This is a genomic window from Propionibacterium australiense, from assembly GCF_003666605.1.
Taxonomy (GTDB): Bacteria; Actinomycetota; Actinomycetes; order Propionibacteriales; family Propionibacteriaceae; genus Propionibacterium; species Propionibacterium australiense.
The window spans coordinates 1-16,450 of record NZ_RCIV01000001.1; the positions used below are offsets into that span (position 1 = coordinate 1).

The window sequence follows — 16,450 nt, forward strand, 5'->3', positions numbered from 1 at the left end:
CAACGGACGCCTCGAACACCTCCGCGGCACCGCCCTCGGCTTCCGCAACCTCACCCACTACATCACCCGAAGCCTCCTCGAAACCGGCGGATTCAGACAACACCTACACCCTGGATTGTGAAGAGCCCCTAGGGGCGAACGCGCGAGGCAACCTCAACGCGTCGGTCGGCAGCTACTTCGAAGGCATCCACCGAGGCGACCTGGACGCGGGCGTCAGCACGGTGAGCAATCTGGCATCCCTCATCAAGAGCATCGACTCCTGCGCCGGCATCGTGGCTGAACTCGCCGGCGCCTTCACCAACTGACCGCGCACGGCCCCGGAGAGTCCCGTCGACGACCCCGCGTCGCGAGATGGTCCGGCGTCTGGTGGGCTGTGGCCTGCTCTTCGTACGGTCTGACGGAGTCTGCTCTCCCCCGGGCGCACGATGAACGACGCCGACGCGGCGGGGGTCACTCGTTGGTGATGCGCCAGCCCTGCGCCCTCACCCGCTCGTTCCAGAACGCCGCGTAGCGGCCTGGCCGGCCGACGAGTTCGTCGTGGGTGCCGAGCTGGGTGATGCGGCCGTCCTCGAGCACGGCGATCTGATCGGCCGCGGCGATGGTGGACATGCGGTGCGCGATGACCACGACGGTGCGGTCGCGCGCCAGCTCGTGCATGACCGCGACGATCCCCGCCTCGTTCTCCGCGTCGAGCGCAGCGGTCGCCTCGTCGAACAGCAGGATGGACGCGTCTTTGAGGAGCGCGCGGGCGATGGACACGCGCTGACGCTCGCCACCCGACAGGCGGTTGCCGCCCTCGCCGACCCGGGTGTCCCAGCCGTCCTCCAGCCGCTCGGCCACCTCGTCCAGCCGGGCCAGGCGCGCGGCGCGGCGTACCTGCTCGTCGTCGGCGTCGGGCCTGCCGAGACGGATGTTCTCCTCGATGGTGCCGTCGAACAGGTAGACGTCCTGGAACACCAAAGCGATGCGCGCCATGAGGTCCTCGGTGCTCATGTCGCGGATGTCGGTGCCGCCGATGCGCACGCTGCCGCCGGTGACGTCCCAGAACCGCGCGACAAGCCTGGTGAGCGTCGTCTTCCCGGAGCCGCTAGGGCCGACCAGCGCTGTGAGGGTGCGCTCGGGCACACAGAACGTCACGTCGTCCAGTACGGTGCGTTGACCGTCGTAAGAGAAACTCACATGGTCGAACTCGATGCCCGCCCCCTCGGGCACCGCGGGATTCAGCGGTTGGGGAAGAGATACCTCGTCGAGGACGCGCTGCGCGGCGTCGAGGGCGTTCTGCGAGACGCGCAGATTCATGCCCTGCTGGCCGACCGTGTTGAGCGAGTCGACGGCCCGCAGCCCCAGGACGGCAACGAAGATGAAGTCGGCGACGCCGATGCCCCCGGAAGCCAGGACGAGCGCCGAGACGACGAGCAGTAGCGCGTAGATGGCCTGAACAAGCAGGGTGTGCAACCATATGGGCATGCTCGCCATGCGCAGGGTGCGCACTGTCGCTTTGCGGTCTGCTGTGATGGCCTCCCGCAGGGCGCCCCAGGCCGACTCGTTGCGGTTGGCCGAGCGCAGGGCCGGCTGGGCCTGGGCGAACTCCAGGATGCGTGAGGACAGCTCGGCCCCGGTCCGCTCCTCCTCGCGGTGCCCGTCGCCGGCGGCCCGCGCCATCCAACGCGAGGTGGCGTACATGAGCGGCATGAGGACGACGAAGGAGAGGCCGATCCGCCAGTCCACGACGAAGTACAGCACGGCAACCGCGGCCGGGGTCACCGTGGCGAAGATGAGCTGGCGCATGAACATGCTGGGCATGTTCATGATCATCTGCATGTCGTGGGACAGCAGCGTCGACATCTGGCCGCTGCGCTCCTTGGTGAACCAGCCGAGTGGCAGTTCGACCATGCGGTCACCGATCCGGTCCTGGATCGGGCCCATGACGTGCTTGATGCCGATCCGGTAGCCGCGGTTGTCGGCCCAGAACAGGACGATGCCGTAGACGAGGGCCACCCCGGCCCCCACGGCGAGTAGGACGAGCGCCCGGGCGAAATCGCCGCCGACGAGGACGCGCAACAGCGGCAACAGCAGCGCGAAAACAGTGGCCTCGAGCAGGGCGGTGCCGACGTAGATCCCGGCTTGCGGCAGGACACCGGTACGGCCGGCGGCGAGCCGGTCCATCTGGTCGATGATCATCGCACCAGTCCCTCCTCGTCCTTGATCTGCTGCTTGTCCCACAGCGCCGCGTACCGTCCGCCTCTGGCGAGCAGTTCATCGTGGGTACCGCGTTCGACGATGCGCCCGCGCTCCACGACGAGGATCTGGTCGGCGTGGGTGATGGTGTTGAGCCGGTGCGCGATGACCACGGTCGTACGGCCCCGGGCCAGGTGCGCGAGCGCGTCCTGGATGGCCACCTCGTTCTCGGGGTCGGCGTGGGCGGTGGCCTCGTCGAGGATGAGGATCGGCGCGTCCTGCATGATGGCGCGGGCGATGGCCACGCGCTGGGCCTCGCCGCCAGACAAGTTGCCGTCCGCAGAGCCGATGACGGTGTCGTAGCCGTGTGGCAGTTCCATGATGCGGTCGTGGATCTGGGCGCCCCGCGCCGCCGCAACGACCTCGTCATCGCCTGCGTCGGGGCGGGCCAGGCGGATGTTGTCGCGGACGCTCTGGTGCAGCAGCATGCTGTCCTGCAGCACCACCGCCGTCTTCGACAGCACCTGCGTTGTCGTCGTCTCGCGCAGGTCGATGCCCCCGAGCCTGACAGCCCCCGAGGTCGGATCCCAGAACCGTGGAATGAGCCTGGCGAGCGTCGTCTTGCCGCTGCCCGAGTCCCCGACCAGCGCCGTCACCGTGCCCGGGCGCAAGGTGACGTCGACGTCAGTGAGCACTGGCGCCAGGGCGGGTCCGTAGGTGAAGCCCACGCCGTCCACCTGCACGTCCAGGTCGTCGTCAGGCAGGTCGGTTGGGTGTTGCGGCTCGGCGAGGGGTTCGGCCGCCATAACGTCGCTCAGGTGCTCCCCGCCCTGCAGGGCCAGACGCAGGAAGCCCATCGAGGAGGACAGGTTCATGAGAGCGCTAGGGACCCCGGTGCCGAGAATGAGGAAGGGGACGCAGTCGACGAGTCCGAGCCAGCCGCTGGAGACGAACAGGACGGTCAGCGCCGACAGCAGGACTAGCATGACGGCCGGCGAGAAAAGTGCCATGACGACGCTGAACGGGGCAGCCGTCCGGATGCCCCAGTAGTAGGCGATGTCAGATAGGGCGGCGACAGCCCGCTTGAAACGCTGGTTGGCGCGGGACGCCGTGCCATAGGTCTTGACGACCTCGATGCCATCGATCATCTCGACGGTCGCTGCGGACAGTTCGACGACCGCGTCGTTGTACTCCCGGCCCATCTTGTCGCCCCCCCTAGTCATGGGGATGAGTGACAGGGCCAGGCCGACCAAGACGTAGCCGAGCAGGAGCAGCGCGAAACGCCAGTCGACGGTGAACAGGTACACCAGTGGGATCAGCGGTGACAGCACGGTGGCAGTGATGTCCGCCGGTGCGTGGCCGACTGCCTGGTGCATGGACAGCACGTCGTCGGACGCGGCCTGCTTGACCTGCCCGGAGGAGTTGTCGAAGAACCAGCCGAGCGGCACCCGGGACAGGTGCTTGGTGAGTTCCTCACGCACCGCGACGCGGAAACTGGCGTCGGCTAGGTGACAGACGCCGGTGCCGATGCCGAAGAGAGCGCGGCCGCCCAGCGCTGCGATGGCTGCGAGGACCAGCGGGCCGGCGAGCGAGCCGACCGACGGGATCCCGTTAGACAGGGCCTGCTGGGCGATGCGCGTGACAACGAGGTAGGGGATGAACGTGCAGACCGAGGAGGCAGCCGTTGCCAGCACGCCGAGGACAACAGCGCCCATCACAGGTCTCACGAAGCGTCGCAGAATGATCATTGCACTGGCGCGCGGGTCGGAACGGGACGGCGTGCCGAGCTCGGTCGGGGCCTGCTGTTCGCGCGCGTCGTTGTCCATCATCTTCCTCGTGTTCCTCATGGCTCGTACCCTGGACCCACGGCACCGGCACGGCAGCCTCGCCGCGGGTCGGCGACCAGTGCCCACGCGGTCGCAGGGGCCGGGACTGGCGCCGCGCCCCCGTCACTGCTACGGGACGGGTGCGGCTTCGGCGGTGGCCGTTGCCGAGGTTTCCGGCACGTGACGTTAGCACCTGGACCCCTGGCATAGGAAGGCTCTCCTAAACAAGAAGGGGAGACGACCGGCTCTCCCGCCACGGGCGCCGAAACACCGGCGGGAACGCGCCGCCGGGCCGGCGTCCGGCCGGTTGCCCGCGTGACGCAGGCCAGGGGGCACGGTCATAGCATGAGGCGTTACCGGGACGGTGCCCCGTGCTGGAGAAGGCTCGGATGAGACGGTTCTCGAGGTAGCGCGGCGTTTCGCGCGCCGAGTCGGCCGGCCGGGGTGCAGGCGCCGTGCTCTCCAGGGGCGGGACGCTGCAGCTCACCGGGGCGGGTGCAGCTCTGATCGCGGTGTGCTACGGCCTGGCCCGGTTCGCCTATGGACTGTTCGTCCCCGTCTTCCGCACCGAGTTCGCCCTCGACGCCACCGTGGCGGGGACGATCGCCTCGGGCTCGTACGCCGCCTATTGCGTCGCCATCGTCACCTCCACGGTGCTGACGCCGCGCTACGGGGGTCGTGCCGTGGCTGTCGCGGCGGGATGCATCGCCACCGGGGGCGTCCTGATGATTGCGGCGGCACCCGGCGTCGCCGTACTCGCCGCTGGTGTGCTCATCGCAGGTTCGAGCACCGGTGTCGCCTCGCCGCCCCTCGCGTACGCGGTCGCGCACAATGTCGCCGAGGCGCGCAGGGCCAGGACGCAGACGGTGATCAATGCCGGCACCGGCCTCGGGGTCGCCGTCGCAGGCCCTGTCGCCCTGCTCAGCCACGAGCAGTGGCGTGCCGCGTGGCTGGTGTTCGCAGTGCTCTGTGCCCTGGTCACGCTCTGGGCCGGAACGGCCGTCCCCGCCGGGCCCCGGATACGCGGGACGGGTCCGGCGCTGCTGCCCCATCCCCCGCTGCCCGCCGGGAGTGGGCGGCTGCTCGCCGCCGCCGGGCTGATGGGCGCGGCGAGTGCCGCGGTGTGGACCTTCGGACGTGACGTGCTCGTCTCCAGGGGCGGCATGAGTGAGCAGCTCTCGACGATCGCCTGGATCCTGTTGGGCGTCTTCGGGATGCTCGGCGCAACGGCCGGCGATGTCGTCGAGCGCCTGGGGATCCGGACCGCATGGCCGGTGACAATGGTGGTTCTCGCCGCAGCGAGCTGGTCGCTCGCCGTCTTCCCGGGCAACTTAGCGGTCGCCTGGACGGCTGCGGCGGTGTGCGGCGCCGCCTACATCGCGCTCACCGGTCTGTTGCTGGTCTGGGGCACCGAAGTCTATCCGCACGCCCCGGCCGCCGACGTCGGACTCGCCTCTCAGCTCACCGCGCTCGGCCAGGCCATGGGCGTCCCGCTCGTCGACGCCGTCGAGTAGGCCGTCGAGGCCCGCTCCGCCTTCGGAGCAGCAGCGCCCCTGACAACTGGGAAAGCCTGCTCCGTCCTACGGCACAATAATTCTTCGTGTCAACCTGGCCGTGATCCGCCATACGATCGGCGGATCACGGCCAGGTATCACACGACCTACTTACTTGATTTACGTGGAACAATGAGACTTATTCACAGTCTCGATGAATCAGGCCTATGGCTAGGGGTCTCATCCCCGCCGAGCCTCTTGTGAATAAGTCTCAATCACGCCCCACCGCATCTTGAGCTTTTGCATCGAGACGCGCGCGAATCTTCTTGTACTCAGATTCCGGGAGCTTATAGAAGAACAAAGGAATCAAACCGAGCATGAAGAAGCTTCCCAGCACGACGTTCGTCACCAAATTGATCCCATCCATGGCCTGAGGAGTCTGTGCAGCATTCGGCACGTATCCCAGTGCGCCAATCAGAGCGACTCCCAGCGCACCCCCGATAGCCTGTGCGACCGTGTATGACACCGTGATGACGGAGTAACTCATGCCATCCGCCCTGATACCCGTCTTGTCCTCAGCCTCGTCAATACTGTCTGGGACCATCGACATGATTATCGGACCAGCAAAATTAGCCAAACCAAAAATCGCCGTCATTATCATGACCCCAGGTATGTTGTCATACGGAACGAGGAAGAGCACAAAAAGGGAAATCCCAGCCAGAACCATCGAGATCATAGCGAGATAACGCTTTCCGAGGACTCTTGCGAACCGCGTGAACAGCATGATGCCAACCGCTCCCATCAGTGGCGTGATCGCCATCAGGATCGGCACCAGATCAGTTCTGTTCAAGACATAGATGTAGTAATAAAGCTGAGTGGCCATGCGTCCAAAGTAACCAATCAAAGCCAAGAGATACGCCAGGAACGCCATCCAGAGATTTCTATTCCCGAGAACGACTCTGATCTCCTGACCCAGCGAAAAAGTACGGGTTTTCTGAACCGGTTTGATTACTTCTTTGCTCGTGAAGAAAACCATGTACAACAGCGGAACCGACAACACCGCCATAATCAATGCCGTCATTGTATAGCCATGGACAGAGGTCGTCTCACCGTCACCAAATCCGGAGAAGTACAAGATCAAGGGCATTGTCACCAGGGATAGCAGTAATGCGCCGATGTTCGTACCCGCCATGCGATACGAGTTCAAGGATAACCGTTCCTCCGTACTCCTGCTCATCACTGTCGCAAGGGCGCCATAGGGAAGATTCACCAATGCATAGATTATTCCGAGAATAAAGTAGGTGGCCACCGCCCAGACAAACTTGGCTCCATTGGATTGGAATGGCGCAGTAAATGTCAGCACGGTCATCAGGGCAACGAACGGGGTACCGAACAGCAGATACGGCCGGAATCGCCCCCATCTCGTCTGTGTCCGCTCCGATACACCACCTATCACCAGATTGAGGATACCATCAAGAATCCGCGCGATAAGAATTACCATGGCAGCCACACCGGCGCTGAGTCCAACATTGTCCGTATAGAACAACGCCAGATAGGATCCACCTAGGCTCCATGCCAGCTGGAAGCCGACATCACCTCCCCCATAAGCCAGTTTGGTTGTAAACGACAACTTATCCTCGGGTTCGAGCGACGATCCAACCCTCGATGTTGACACTATTCCTTGACCCGAAATACCATTTTCGGACATAATCTCATCTCCTTTGATAATATCCGATCATGTCATTGGTGAAACCGATACGATTTCGCTTGCAAGACAAGGGGCTCGTTCAGGATTCCACCTCAAAGACTCTCTGACTAGGGGGTTCCTGACATCGCAACGGTGAAGTGAGATACAATAAGGCTTGTCCACAGAGGCTCAGAGGGCAATGAAATCCCTAGTCATGACCTGATTCATTGAGGCTGTGAATAAGCCTCAGCGATATTAGTTGCCTCACCCGTGGAGGCGCCAATGCTTTGTACCCGCAGCGCATTGGCGCACACCACGGATGAGCGCTTAGTATTATTCGTGTACCGCAAACGCCTTATCGAACGCCGCGGCAGGAATCGCCCATTGGTTCCTTCGAACAAATTCCAGGGCTTCCGGCGCACCGAACAACCTGTCCATACCGGAATCCTCCCATTCGACCGTCACCGGGCCTTCATATCCAATCCAATTCAGGGCCCGGAAGCAGGATTCCCATGGAACATCGCCATGGCCGACCGAGACGAAGGACCATCCTCTACGCGGATCTGCCCATGGAAGATGCGAACCAAGACGGCCATTCCTCCCATCGAGTCTCTTCTTCGAGTCCTTCGCATGAACATTGTAGATCTTGTCGGCGAAGTCATACAGGAAGGCAGCTGGGTCGATGTCCATCCAGTTCAGATGACTGGGATCCCAGTTGATACCAAGCTGAGGACGGTTTATGGTCTCAAGCATCTTCTTGGTGGTCCAGTAGTCGTAGGCGAGCTCACTGGGATGCACTTCGGCCGCGAACCTGACTCCCAGTGAAGCGAACTCATCCAGGATCGGGTTCCAGCGTTTAGCAAAGTCCTCCCAGCCTGCTTCAAGTAGATCATCGTCAACCGGCGGGAACATGGCGACGTATTTCCAGATTGATGAGCCAGTAAACCCGACGACCGTCGTGACGCCCATGCGCTGAGCCGTACGCGCCGTATTCACCACCTCTTCAGCGGCTCTTTGCCGGACACCTTCCGGGTCACCGTCGCCCCACACTTTCGCGGGTAGGATGCGATGGTGCCGCTCGTCGATTGGATCGTCGCAGACCGCCTGGCTCTTCAAGTGGTTCGCAATCGCCGTGATCTTGAGACCATATTTCTCGCAGATATTCAGTTTTTCCTGGATGTAATTGTCATCGGTGGCGCCTCGCCAAGGGTCAAGATGGTCACCCGCACAGGCAATCTCCAAGCCGTCAAAGCCCCATTGCGAGGCCAGTTTGGCGACTTCTTCAAAAGGAAGGTCGGCCCACTGAATAGTCAGCAGCGACAAGGTTCGGTTCACGATACAACTCCTTCAAAATTCAATGACAGGTTCGGATGATCGGATGAGTGATCACAGCGTCACCCATGCGCCGTTGCATGTGGTGGCAGACCGTTCGACACCGTCCAGCACTCGCTGAACGGCCAAGCCATCGGCGAACGATGGAGCAGGGGGCGTGCCCTGAGCAATTGCCTCCACCAGATCCACAATCTCATGCGTGAACGAATGCTCCCACCCGATAACGTGACCAGCCGGCCACCAAGCCGCGTAGTAGGGAGTCTGGGGTTCCGTCGCAAGAATGCGCCTGAACCCCGCCTCCACAGCGGGGACCGTGTTGTCGTAAAAATTGAGGACATTGATGTCTTCAAGATTCCAGAGCAATGCCCCTTGCGACCCACTGATCTCGATACTCAACGCATTCTTGCGTCCTGTGGCAAACCGTGTCACCTCGAAGGATGCCAGCACGTCATTATCGAGCCGCCCAAGGAACCATGCGGCGTCATCGACGGTGACCTCCCCAAAACCTTCGCCAGCGACCACCCCGCCTAGGCCTACTCCAGATCCTGGAAGAGGACGGCGTTTGATGAATGTTTCCAATGATCCGCACGTTTGAGTGATGGTGCCGCCAGCCAGGTAATGGGTCAGATCAATCAAGTGTGCTCCCAGATCGCCCAGCGGTCCTGATCCTGCTTTATCTTTTTGAAGGCGCCAGGCCAGGGGGGCCTCAGGATCCACAATGAAGTCTTGCTGGTAGGCGGCTCGGATCTGCCGAACCTGGCCGATGCGACCTTCTTGAATCATTTGCTTGGCCAGCGCCACGGCTGGTACTCGGCGGTAGGCGAAACCCACGAGCGAAAACACACCCTGTTCTTGGGCCGCGCTAGCAGCCTCTGCCATGTGACGTGCCTCTGCGAGTCCGTTGGCCAGCGGTTTCTCACACAGGACATGCTTGCCCGCCTGAAGAGCTGCAACTGCGATGTCTGGATGCACACCACCCGGGGTGCACACATCGATGAGATCGATGTCATCCCTGGCAATGAGCTCGCGCCAATCCGTGGTGATTTCTTGCCATCCGAATCTGCGTGCCCCGTCCGCTGCGCGATCACTGTTCCTATTGCACAAAACGGACATGTGAACATCGAGAGGCAAATCAAAGAATGCAGGTGCGGTGCGCCATGCATGTGAATGAGCCTTGCCGATAAAACCATATCCCACAAGAGCCACATTCAGCTGATGCTTCTCTGTCGTCATGATTCCTCCTTCGCACTTAAATCATTTTTCCAAGAACCCACAACAGATTCAGTTGGCTTTGATAGTTTGTTCGTTTGGTACTGGTCTGCAATGAATTCACAAGCACGAGCGGTCAACGCCATGATCGTCAAGCTTGGACCGACCGTTCCATTGGTCACGAAGGACGCTGCATCCGTGATGAACAAATTTGGCACATCCCAGGACTGATTCACGCCGTTGAGCACTGAGCGTCCAGGATCCGTGCCCATCCTGGCCCCACCGCACTCGTGAATAGCCGGACCAATCCTTTGCTCCGCCATTTTGATGCCAAGCCTGAACATTTGTCGTTTCAACGGGTTCCAGCCGGGCCAGACGTTTCGCGATTCAAGGCCCACGGTTGACGCGATGAAGTTCACACGGCAGCCTGCAGTCTCCATAACTTCTCGCATGAACACCTTCTGGGCTTCAATCATCTTTCTCTCATTGGCGCCGAAAGAAATATCGATGAAGGGTACCGGAACACCCCACCTGTCCTTCACTCTGCGACTGACTCGAACTACGTTGTCATAGCGTGCGAGCATCTCTCCCATGGAGTGTCCACCGATTGCTGACGGCGAACCCGCTGGGACAGGGAAACGTCCTCCGGTGCCTTGAAAGTCAAACCCCCTGAGATAGCTTTCAGACTGGCCACCAATATTTTGGTATCTCGGTATTACGATACCGCCAGCAGGCTGGAAGTATGGGTCGTCCTTCGGCTGGTGAGGGTCTGGCTCCCATTCACCATCGTGACCAGGAGCATCGGCAAAGCACAGCACATCGGTCTGGTCCATGAAATATCTTCCGAGCAGCCCTGAGGAATTGGCAAGACCATCTGGGTGACGCGATGTTGCGGAGTTGAACAAGATCCTGATTGATTCGATACCAGATGCAGCCAGTACCACGACATCCCCGAATACGCGATGCTTGCGTCGGGTTTCTCGATCAACAAATTCCACACCGTTTGCCAGTCCGGTGCGCACGTTCACAGTCACTTTCGTGACCTGTGCGTTCGTCCGCTCAGTCAGTCGTCCAGTTCGTCGTGCGGCAGCCACACCGGGAGGAATCCGGTCAGCAAATGGAGCTTGGACTCGCCACGAAATCACCTTCCGTTCTGGCCAGCGCTCCTCTACCTTCGCCTTGAGTTCACGTTCAACAGCGGAAAGGAACCCAGGCCCGACATAGCGACCGTCGGCCGGCGCCTCAAGTCCATCTCTGTCACCGTAGACTCCGACAAACTCCTCGACTGAGTCATAGTAGGGCTCCAGGTCCGAATATGAGAACGGCCAGTCCTCGCCGTATCCGTCCAAACTCGCCGCCTTGAAATCAAGATCAGACATTCTCTGCAGGACACGGCCATAGGTCTGCATCCGACCACCAATCATCTTCGATCGGAACCAGATATAGGGATGACCCAGTTTGTAGATATACGGATCACTTAAATCATTGACCATGAATTTGCTCACCGACGGGTCAAAGAAAGCGCGCCTGGCCTGATACCACTGCCCTTTCAGGAGCATGTCCTGAGCACGAGGCAAGATGTCCATTCCGAAATCTTTTGGTTCACCCGGAGGGTCAGGGATGAAGTCTTCTTTCGGAAATTCTTTTCCAGCCTCTAGGAGCAACACCTCCATTCCTCGTTCCGTTAAAACCTTGACGGCGATACCGCCACTCATACCTGATCCGACAACGATCGCATCGAATCGACGTTCGGTACTCATAAAAGCCTCTCTTCTTCATGTTGCAGCTCATTCAAGTTCATTGGGAGTCGAACCCGGGCACCACCCTTTGTCGGCTCCGCATCTGTCGATTCCGCCAGTGACCTCATTGAGGCTTATTCATAGCCCCAATGAATCAGGCTATGACCAGTGATTTCAGCGCCTTCTGAGCCTCTGTGAATAAGCCTCATCGCATACGTTGCATGCTTTTCGTATTCGTCAATCCGACCAGCAGAACATGAAACTTCGATCTCCCGAAATGGCATTCAGCACTGCCAGGCATATTTCATCGGCTACGGAATGGATCCCCACGGACAAGCCGCCAGCAGCAACCACCACTCGGCATCGGGCCAGAGATCCCATCACAGGGCAATACCGAGCCTCCGCTGGAGATACCAGCTGTTCAGCAGTGTGAGTTCAGCCGGAAGCCGGCCATGATCGCTCTCGACGACTACCCAGCCCTCGAAGTTGTGTTTGCGGAGTGTAGCGACAAAACCAGGCACATCAACGAGACCGCCCTCCGTCCCCAGTTCATAGAACCATCGCTCGATGCGCCTCCCGGCGCCGCCTCGGAGCATTGCAATCTCGGCATTGGGGATCAGATACTCGCTTCCGCTGTCCCGGTATCGGGTATCCTTGAGATGGATGTGTGAGACCCGCCGATTGTTTTCTTCATAGAAGAGAACGGGATCGATCCCGCCGATCGTCATCTCAGCCGTGTCAATTGTTAGGCCGACAAGATCAGGATCAGTCGCGTCCAAGAACAATCTCAACTGGTCAACGGTATGCAGACCGGAGAGGCAATCGTAGTGAATGGCGAGCTTGACGTCTCTTCTCTGTGCCTCGGTTCCCACAAGGTTCCACAGCGACGCGATGCATTTGATTGCATCGTCGCCCAGTGGACCTGACCGCCAAGCCGAACCAACCGGACGAGCAGCAAGCGTGTCTCCTCCGATCGAGGAGAGAAAATCAAGGTAAACTTTCGCGGCCTCGACAATGTCGCTGTGCCGGCCCGAGTCCAAGGCGTCATGGAATGCATATCCTTCTTCCTCTGCCGGAGCCGTCATGTCCCAGTAAATACTGGATACTCCACTGATTCCAGCACGCGCCAGAAAATCTTTGAACCCTTGGTGTGAACCATGGTTGAGAAGGATTATCTCAGGACGGCCAATGTTTCCCCATCGTCCTGTCGCTGACGCGAGCTCAACGTGATCGAATCCGGCAGCGGAAATCGTTTTAAGCCCTCGGATCTGGTCTTCATGTCGCACGAAGACATCCATCCGCACGTCCCACTGATTGAGCGCATATGACCATTTCAGGGTATCTTTCATCGTTCCACCTCGTCTTCGTCTTCACGAGCGTCCTGTTCCACCTGTGTCAGCACGTTTTCGATGTACCATTTAGCGACAGCGGTCGCCTCCGCATAATTGCCACCACCGATGTCGGCTTTATCATGCTCAACGGTCAACCAGCCATCCCATCCGCTCTTGACAATTTCTCGCATCAGTCGGGGAAAATCGACCAGCCCTTCCTCCGTACCCATCTCCCAGAACCAGCGTCGAACACCGTCCGCCATCACTTCTGCATCCGGTGGCGTCCGATAGACATCGCTGGTGTCAATGTCGTGGGTGTCCTTGAAGTGGAATCCGCTCACTCGATCGCGGTATCGCAAGAACAAGTCGGTTGGATCGACACCAGAGATCGTCTGCTGAGCCGTGTCGATGAACAAACTGACATAACGAGGGTCCGTATGAGTCATGAATGTTTCGAGCTGTTCCACGGTACGAACCGCTCCCCAGAATTCGAAATGACAGGTCGTCTTCATCCCATGAGCCGAGGTCATCTCGCCAACACGTGACCAGCAGTCCGCGATTGTCTTGATCTTGTCCTCGGTCACTGGTTCCACCTGGAAGCAGGTGCTCGAGGGCTCAACAATGAAAGACTCCACGCTCAAGCCTTCAACGTCTCCAACTGTGCGTTTGCAGTCCTCCAGAATTCGATCATGAGTCTCCCTGACATGAGGCGCAGTGAACTTCGTCGAATATGGATAGGCGTAGAACACGCCACTAATCTTGTCGAAACCATTATCCTGAAGATAATCTTGGAACGCCTTGACCGAGCCATACATTCCAGCCAATTGCGGCAAGACATAGAAGAACGTGTCAAACCCGCGAAACCCAAGTGCTGAGAGCTGCTGAACGTACTGATCCATGTAATACCTATTGAATGTCGGCGCCAAAGGCCCTTGCGGAGTCTGCGTCACCCAATGATCCATGTAGGACCACTTGAACTTGCTTCTGTTCATTGTTTTTCTTTTCTTTCCAACCTCAACCGATCAGAACCAACCGGTTGATCGACAATTCGTTATTCCAAGACAGTCATGCGCAGGCGGCACTAACGTACCGATATGCACATTGTCACTTGATTTCTCATGCTCGAGATTTTCCGCACCCGGGATATCCGGGGGCGCCGAACGAAACGAACCACGTCATCCGGACTTGGCCGCAGATGGTAGTCGCGTCAGAACCGTTCTGAGAGCTCACTGATGAAACGCGTGGACGCCACTGATTCGATCGTAGGAAAATATTCCAGGCCGATCGGACCCTGGTAACCCACTGCAACCATCTCGCTCAATCGAGTTGCCCAATCAATCGCTCCTGATCCCGGTTCGCCCCGCCCTGGAAAATCTGCTATCTGCACGTACTTGATTGTTTCTGCAGCGGCGCTGATCTCACGCGCAGGATCCTCCCCCTGAGCCGTGGAATGGTACAGGTCATAGAGGATCCCGAAACGATCAGAATCGACTTGTCGTGCAACATGCACTGCATCTTCAGTAAAATCCAACAGGGATCCCGGGTGATCAACTCGCGTGTTGACAGGCTCAACAACCAGTGTCACGCCAGATCCTTCTGTACGCTCCACTGCTCGACTGAACACATCGATAAGTTCATCGAGCTGATGTTGACGACTCGATCCTGCGAATCCAGCTCCACAGCCCAAAACAATCCGCGGCACGCCCAGTCGATGAGCGATCTCCACTCCCGCGTCGAGTCCAACGAAAAACGCGCCCAGGTCTTTCGGCGGCGTCGTATAATTGGTACGAGGCTCAGCCAGTTGGGCAACTATTCGCACGCCGGTTTCATCCAACGCCGCCTTGAGTGCGTCGATGTCCTTTGGTCGCGCTGGAAAATCTTTCCCAGTCGGCCCCCACATTTCAACTGCAGTGAAACCGGCTTGGTGTGCAGCGCGAATTCGATCCGCATAGCTCTCTCCTGCTTCTGTGAACAGAAGTTCAATGTTCGGTGCAAGTTCCATGATTGATCATCCACCTTGAGGGGATCTGGGTGAAGGTCACCCGAGCAGAGGTCATCGACCCCGTCCACATCATGTCCCCGTTGAACGATGTGAACTAAATATTTTCAAAAGTACTTGCTACACCATCGCATCTGCTGATATTTTGTTCACTTAATGCCCATCAAGATCTCTCGCGAAATAATTCGAAATAATTTACCGATTCAGCGAGCCATTTTGAGTCGGCAATAATGCTAGCGAGGCCAATCCGGCACCTCCGCTACTTGCCTGCCGACATATGCTGCCTGTTTGGCTGCCCCCAATGCCACATATTCTCCTGGGGTCGGCACTTCTACTGGCACTCCTAGTGCCTCACCAGCGAGTTGCCGTACTGCTGCTGATTTCGCTCCTCCCCCAACCAGGAGAACCCGCTCGATAGGAACACCCACAGTTCGCACTGCCTCCAAGGCTCCAGTCATCAACGCAAGCAGTCCCTCGACAGCCGCCCTCGCGATATGCGCACGATCGGTATTGGCAAGGGTCATTCCAGTCAATGAAGCCGTGGCGTTGGGTAGATTTGGAGTGCGTTCGCCCTCGAAATAAGGGGTGAGGACGAGACCGCCTGCCGATGGCACAGATAAGGCCAGATCATCGAATTCATTGTAATCAGCATTGATCGCAGCCGCTATCGCATCAATGATCCGTGCGGCATTGAGTGTACAAGCCAATGGCAGCCATCGGCCGCTCGCATCCGAGAATCCCGCAACGAGACCTGACGGATCGACCACTGAGCGCTCTGAGACGACAGCCACCACTCCTGATGTGCCCAATGACAACATGGCCTCTCCGGGTTTCAATCCCAATCCCAAGGCCGCGCCGGCGTTGTCGCCGCACCCAGGCGCGAGCACTATGTGTTCCCAGCCACGACGCGGGTCTCCATGCCCAGCGATGTCCTTGGGACCCAGGATCCTGGGCAGGCGGATGGCAGCAGCGGCAGCTTCGTCGATCTTGAGGGCCGAGGCGAGGATGTCTCCCCTGTACTCGCCGGCACCTGGCCCGCCCGAACCAGTTCCCTCTCGAGCCATGTACCCGGTTCCGGATGCGTCGGAACGATCTGTGACCAGTTCTTCCAGACACCCGGTGCCGGCAATACGCCACGTCAACCAGTCATGGGGTAGACACACCGCGGCAATCCGCTTCGCGTTCTCTGGCTCGTTGTCCGCCAGCCAGCGTAATTTCGTAACGGTCAACGAAGCCACCGGAACGGATCCTGTAGCAGCTGCCCACCAAGTCATCCCTGCCTGCGGATCCCCATTTCCCGCTTCCTCGATGAGAGTTGTTGCCGCTTCCGCTGAGCGGGTGTCATTCCAAAGAATTGCGGGACGGATGACTTGTCCTTCGGCATCCAAGCAGATCATGCCATGCTGTTGACCGCCTACAGACATTGCTGCCACATCGTCCAGCCCGCCGGCTTGCTCCACGGCTTGAAGGAAAGCTTCCCACCAAGCGTCAGGGCTGACCTCTGTCCCCTCCGGATGTGGTGCGTGCCCCTCACGCACGACAACTCCACTCGAGGGATCGACGATGAGAATTTTGCACGACTGCGTCGACGAGTCGATACCCGCCACGTAAGGGCGTCGTGACGCACCGTCTGCGGACTGCTTCATCATGGCCATG

The 16,450-nt window shown here is 59.5% G+C and carries 12 protein-coding genes; 2 read left to right on the top strand and 10 right to left on the bottom strand.

Annotated features, from left to right (window positions below; genetic code table 11):
- The coding region (locus D9T14_RS13540) for a hypothetical protein (RefSeq protein ID WP_220667475.1) at positions 1 to 305 on the top strand (305 nt) is incomplete at its 5' end.
- A gap of 145 nt (positions 306 to 450) precedes the next feature.
- On the opposite strand, the gene D9T14_RS00005 is transcribed toward D9T14_RS13540, so the two are convergent.
- Together D9T14_RS00005 and D9T14_RS00010 are read right to left on the bottom strand one after the other, a co-directional pair.
- On the bottom strand, positions 451 to 2,181 hold the full coding sequence (locus tag D9T14_RS00005) for an ABC transporter ATP-binding protein (protein WP_119162833.1): 1,731 nt from the start codon (positions 2,179 to 2,181) through the stop codon (positions 451 to 453).
- Positions 2,178 to 4,025 (bottom strand): ABC transporter ATP-binding protein, encoded by a 1,848-nt coding sequence (locus tag D9T14_RS00010; RefSeq protein WP_119162834.1) that lies wholly within the window; start codon positions 4,023 to 4,025, stop codon positions 2,178 to 2,180. Before D9T14_RS00010 ends, D9T14_RS00005 begins: the two co-directional genes overlap by 4 nt.
- Before the next feature lie 434 nt (positions 4,026 to 4,459).
- On the opposite strand from D9T14_RS00010, the gene D9T14_RS00015 reads away from it, so the two are divergent.
- Positions 4,460 to 5,518, top strand: coding sequence for an MFS transporter (locus D9T14_RS00015; protein ID WP_119162835.1), 1,059 nt, complete (start codon positions 4,460 to 4,462; stop codon positions 5,516 to 5,518).
- A 250-nt stretch (positions 5,519 to 5,768) separates the two neighbouring features.
- Here the strand turns inward: D9T14_RS00015 and D9T14_RS00020 are convergent, their stop codons facing one another.
- The 8 genes from D9T14_RS00020 to D9T14_RS00055 form a co-directional block, all read right to left on the bottom strand.
- Positions 5,769 to 7,205 (bottom strand): MFS transporter, encoded by a 1,437-nt coding sequence (locus tag D9T14_RS00020; protein ID WP_119162836.1) that lies wholly within the window; start codon positions 7,203 to 7,205, stop codon positions 5,769 to 5,771.
- Positions 7,206 to 7,517: 312 nt separating this feature from the next.
- Positions 7,518 to 8,519 (bottom strand): sugar phosphate isomerase/epimerase family protein, encoded by a 1,002-nt coding sequence (locus tag D9T14_RS00025; protein ID WP_119162837.1) that lies wholly within the window; start codon positions 8,517 to 8,519, stop codon positions 7,518 to 7,520.
- Between the two features lie 51 nt (positions 8,520 to 8,570).
- Positions 8,571 to 9,749: a Gfo/Idh/MocA family protein gene (locus tag D9T14_RS00030; protein WP_119162838.1), complete on the bottom strand. Its 1,179-nt coding sequence runs from the start codon at positions 9,747 to 9,749 to the stop codon at positions 8,571 to 8,573.
- Positions 9,746 to 11,485, bottom strand: a complete 1,740-nt coding sequence (locus D9T14_RS00035; protein WP_119162839.1) for a GMC oxidoreductase — start codon at positions 11,483 to 11,485, stop codon at positions 9,746 to 9,748. The genes D9T14_RS00030 and D9T14_RS00035 overlap by 4 nt, the downstream gene beginning before the upstream one ends.
- A 359-nt stretch (positions 11,486 to 11,844) precedes the next feature.
- On the bottom strand, positions 11,845 to 12,813 hold the full coding sequence (locus tag D9T14_RS00040; RefSeq protein WP_119162840.1) for a sugar phosphate isomerase/epimerase family protein: 969 nt from the start codon (positions 12,811 to 12,813) through the stop codon (positions 11,845 to 11,847).
- Positions 12,810 to 13,694, bottom strand: coding sequence for a sugar phosphate isomerase/epimerase family protein (locus tag D9T14_RS00045; RefSeq protein ID WP_197720647.1), 885 nt, complete (start codon positions 13,692 to 13,694; stop codon positions 12,810 to 12,812). Before D9T14_RS00045 ends, D9T14_RS00040 begins: the two co-directional genes overlap by 4 nt.
- A 308-nt stretch (positions 13,695 to 14,002) precedes the next feature.
- Positions 14,003 to 14,797, bottom strand: a complete 795-nt coding sequence (locus tag D9T14_RS00050; protein WP_197720646.1) for a TIM barrel protein — start codon at positions 14,795 to 14,797, stop codon at positions 14,003 to 14,005.
- Between the two features lie 230 nt (positions 14,798 to 15,027).
- Positions 15,028 to 16,449, bottom strand: coding sequence for a xylulokinase (locus tag D9T14_RS00055; RefSeq protein WP_232012479.1), 1,422 nt, complete (start codon positions 16,447 to 16,449; stop codon positions 15,028 to 15,030).
- Between the last annotated feature and the right edge of the window lies 1 nt (position 16,450).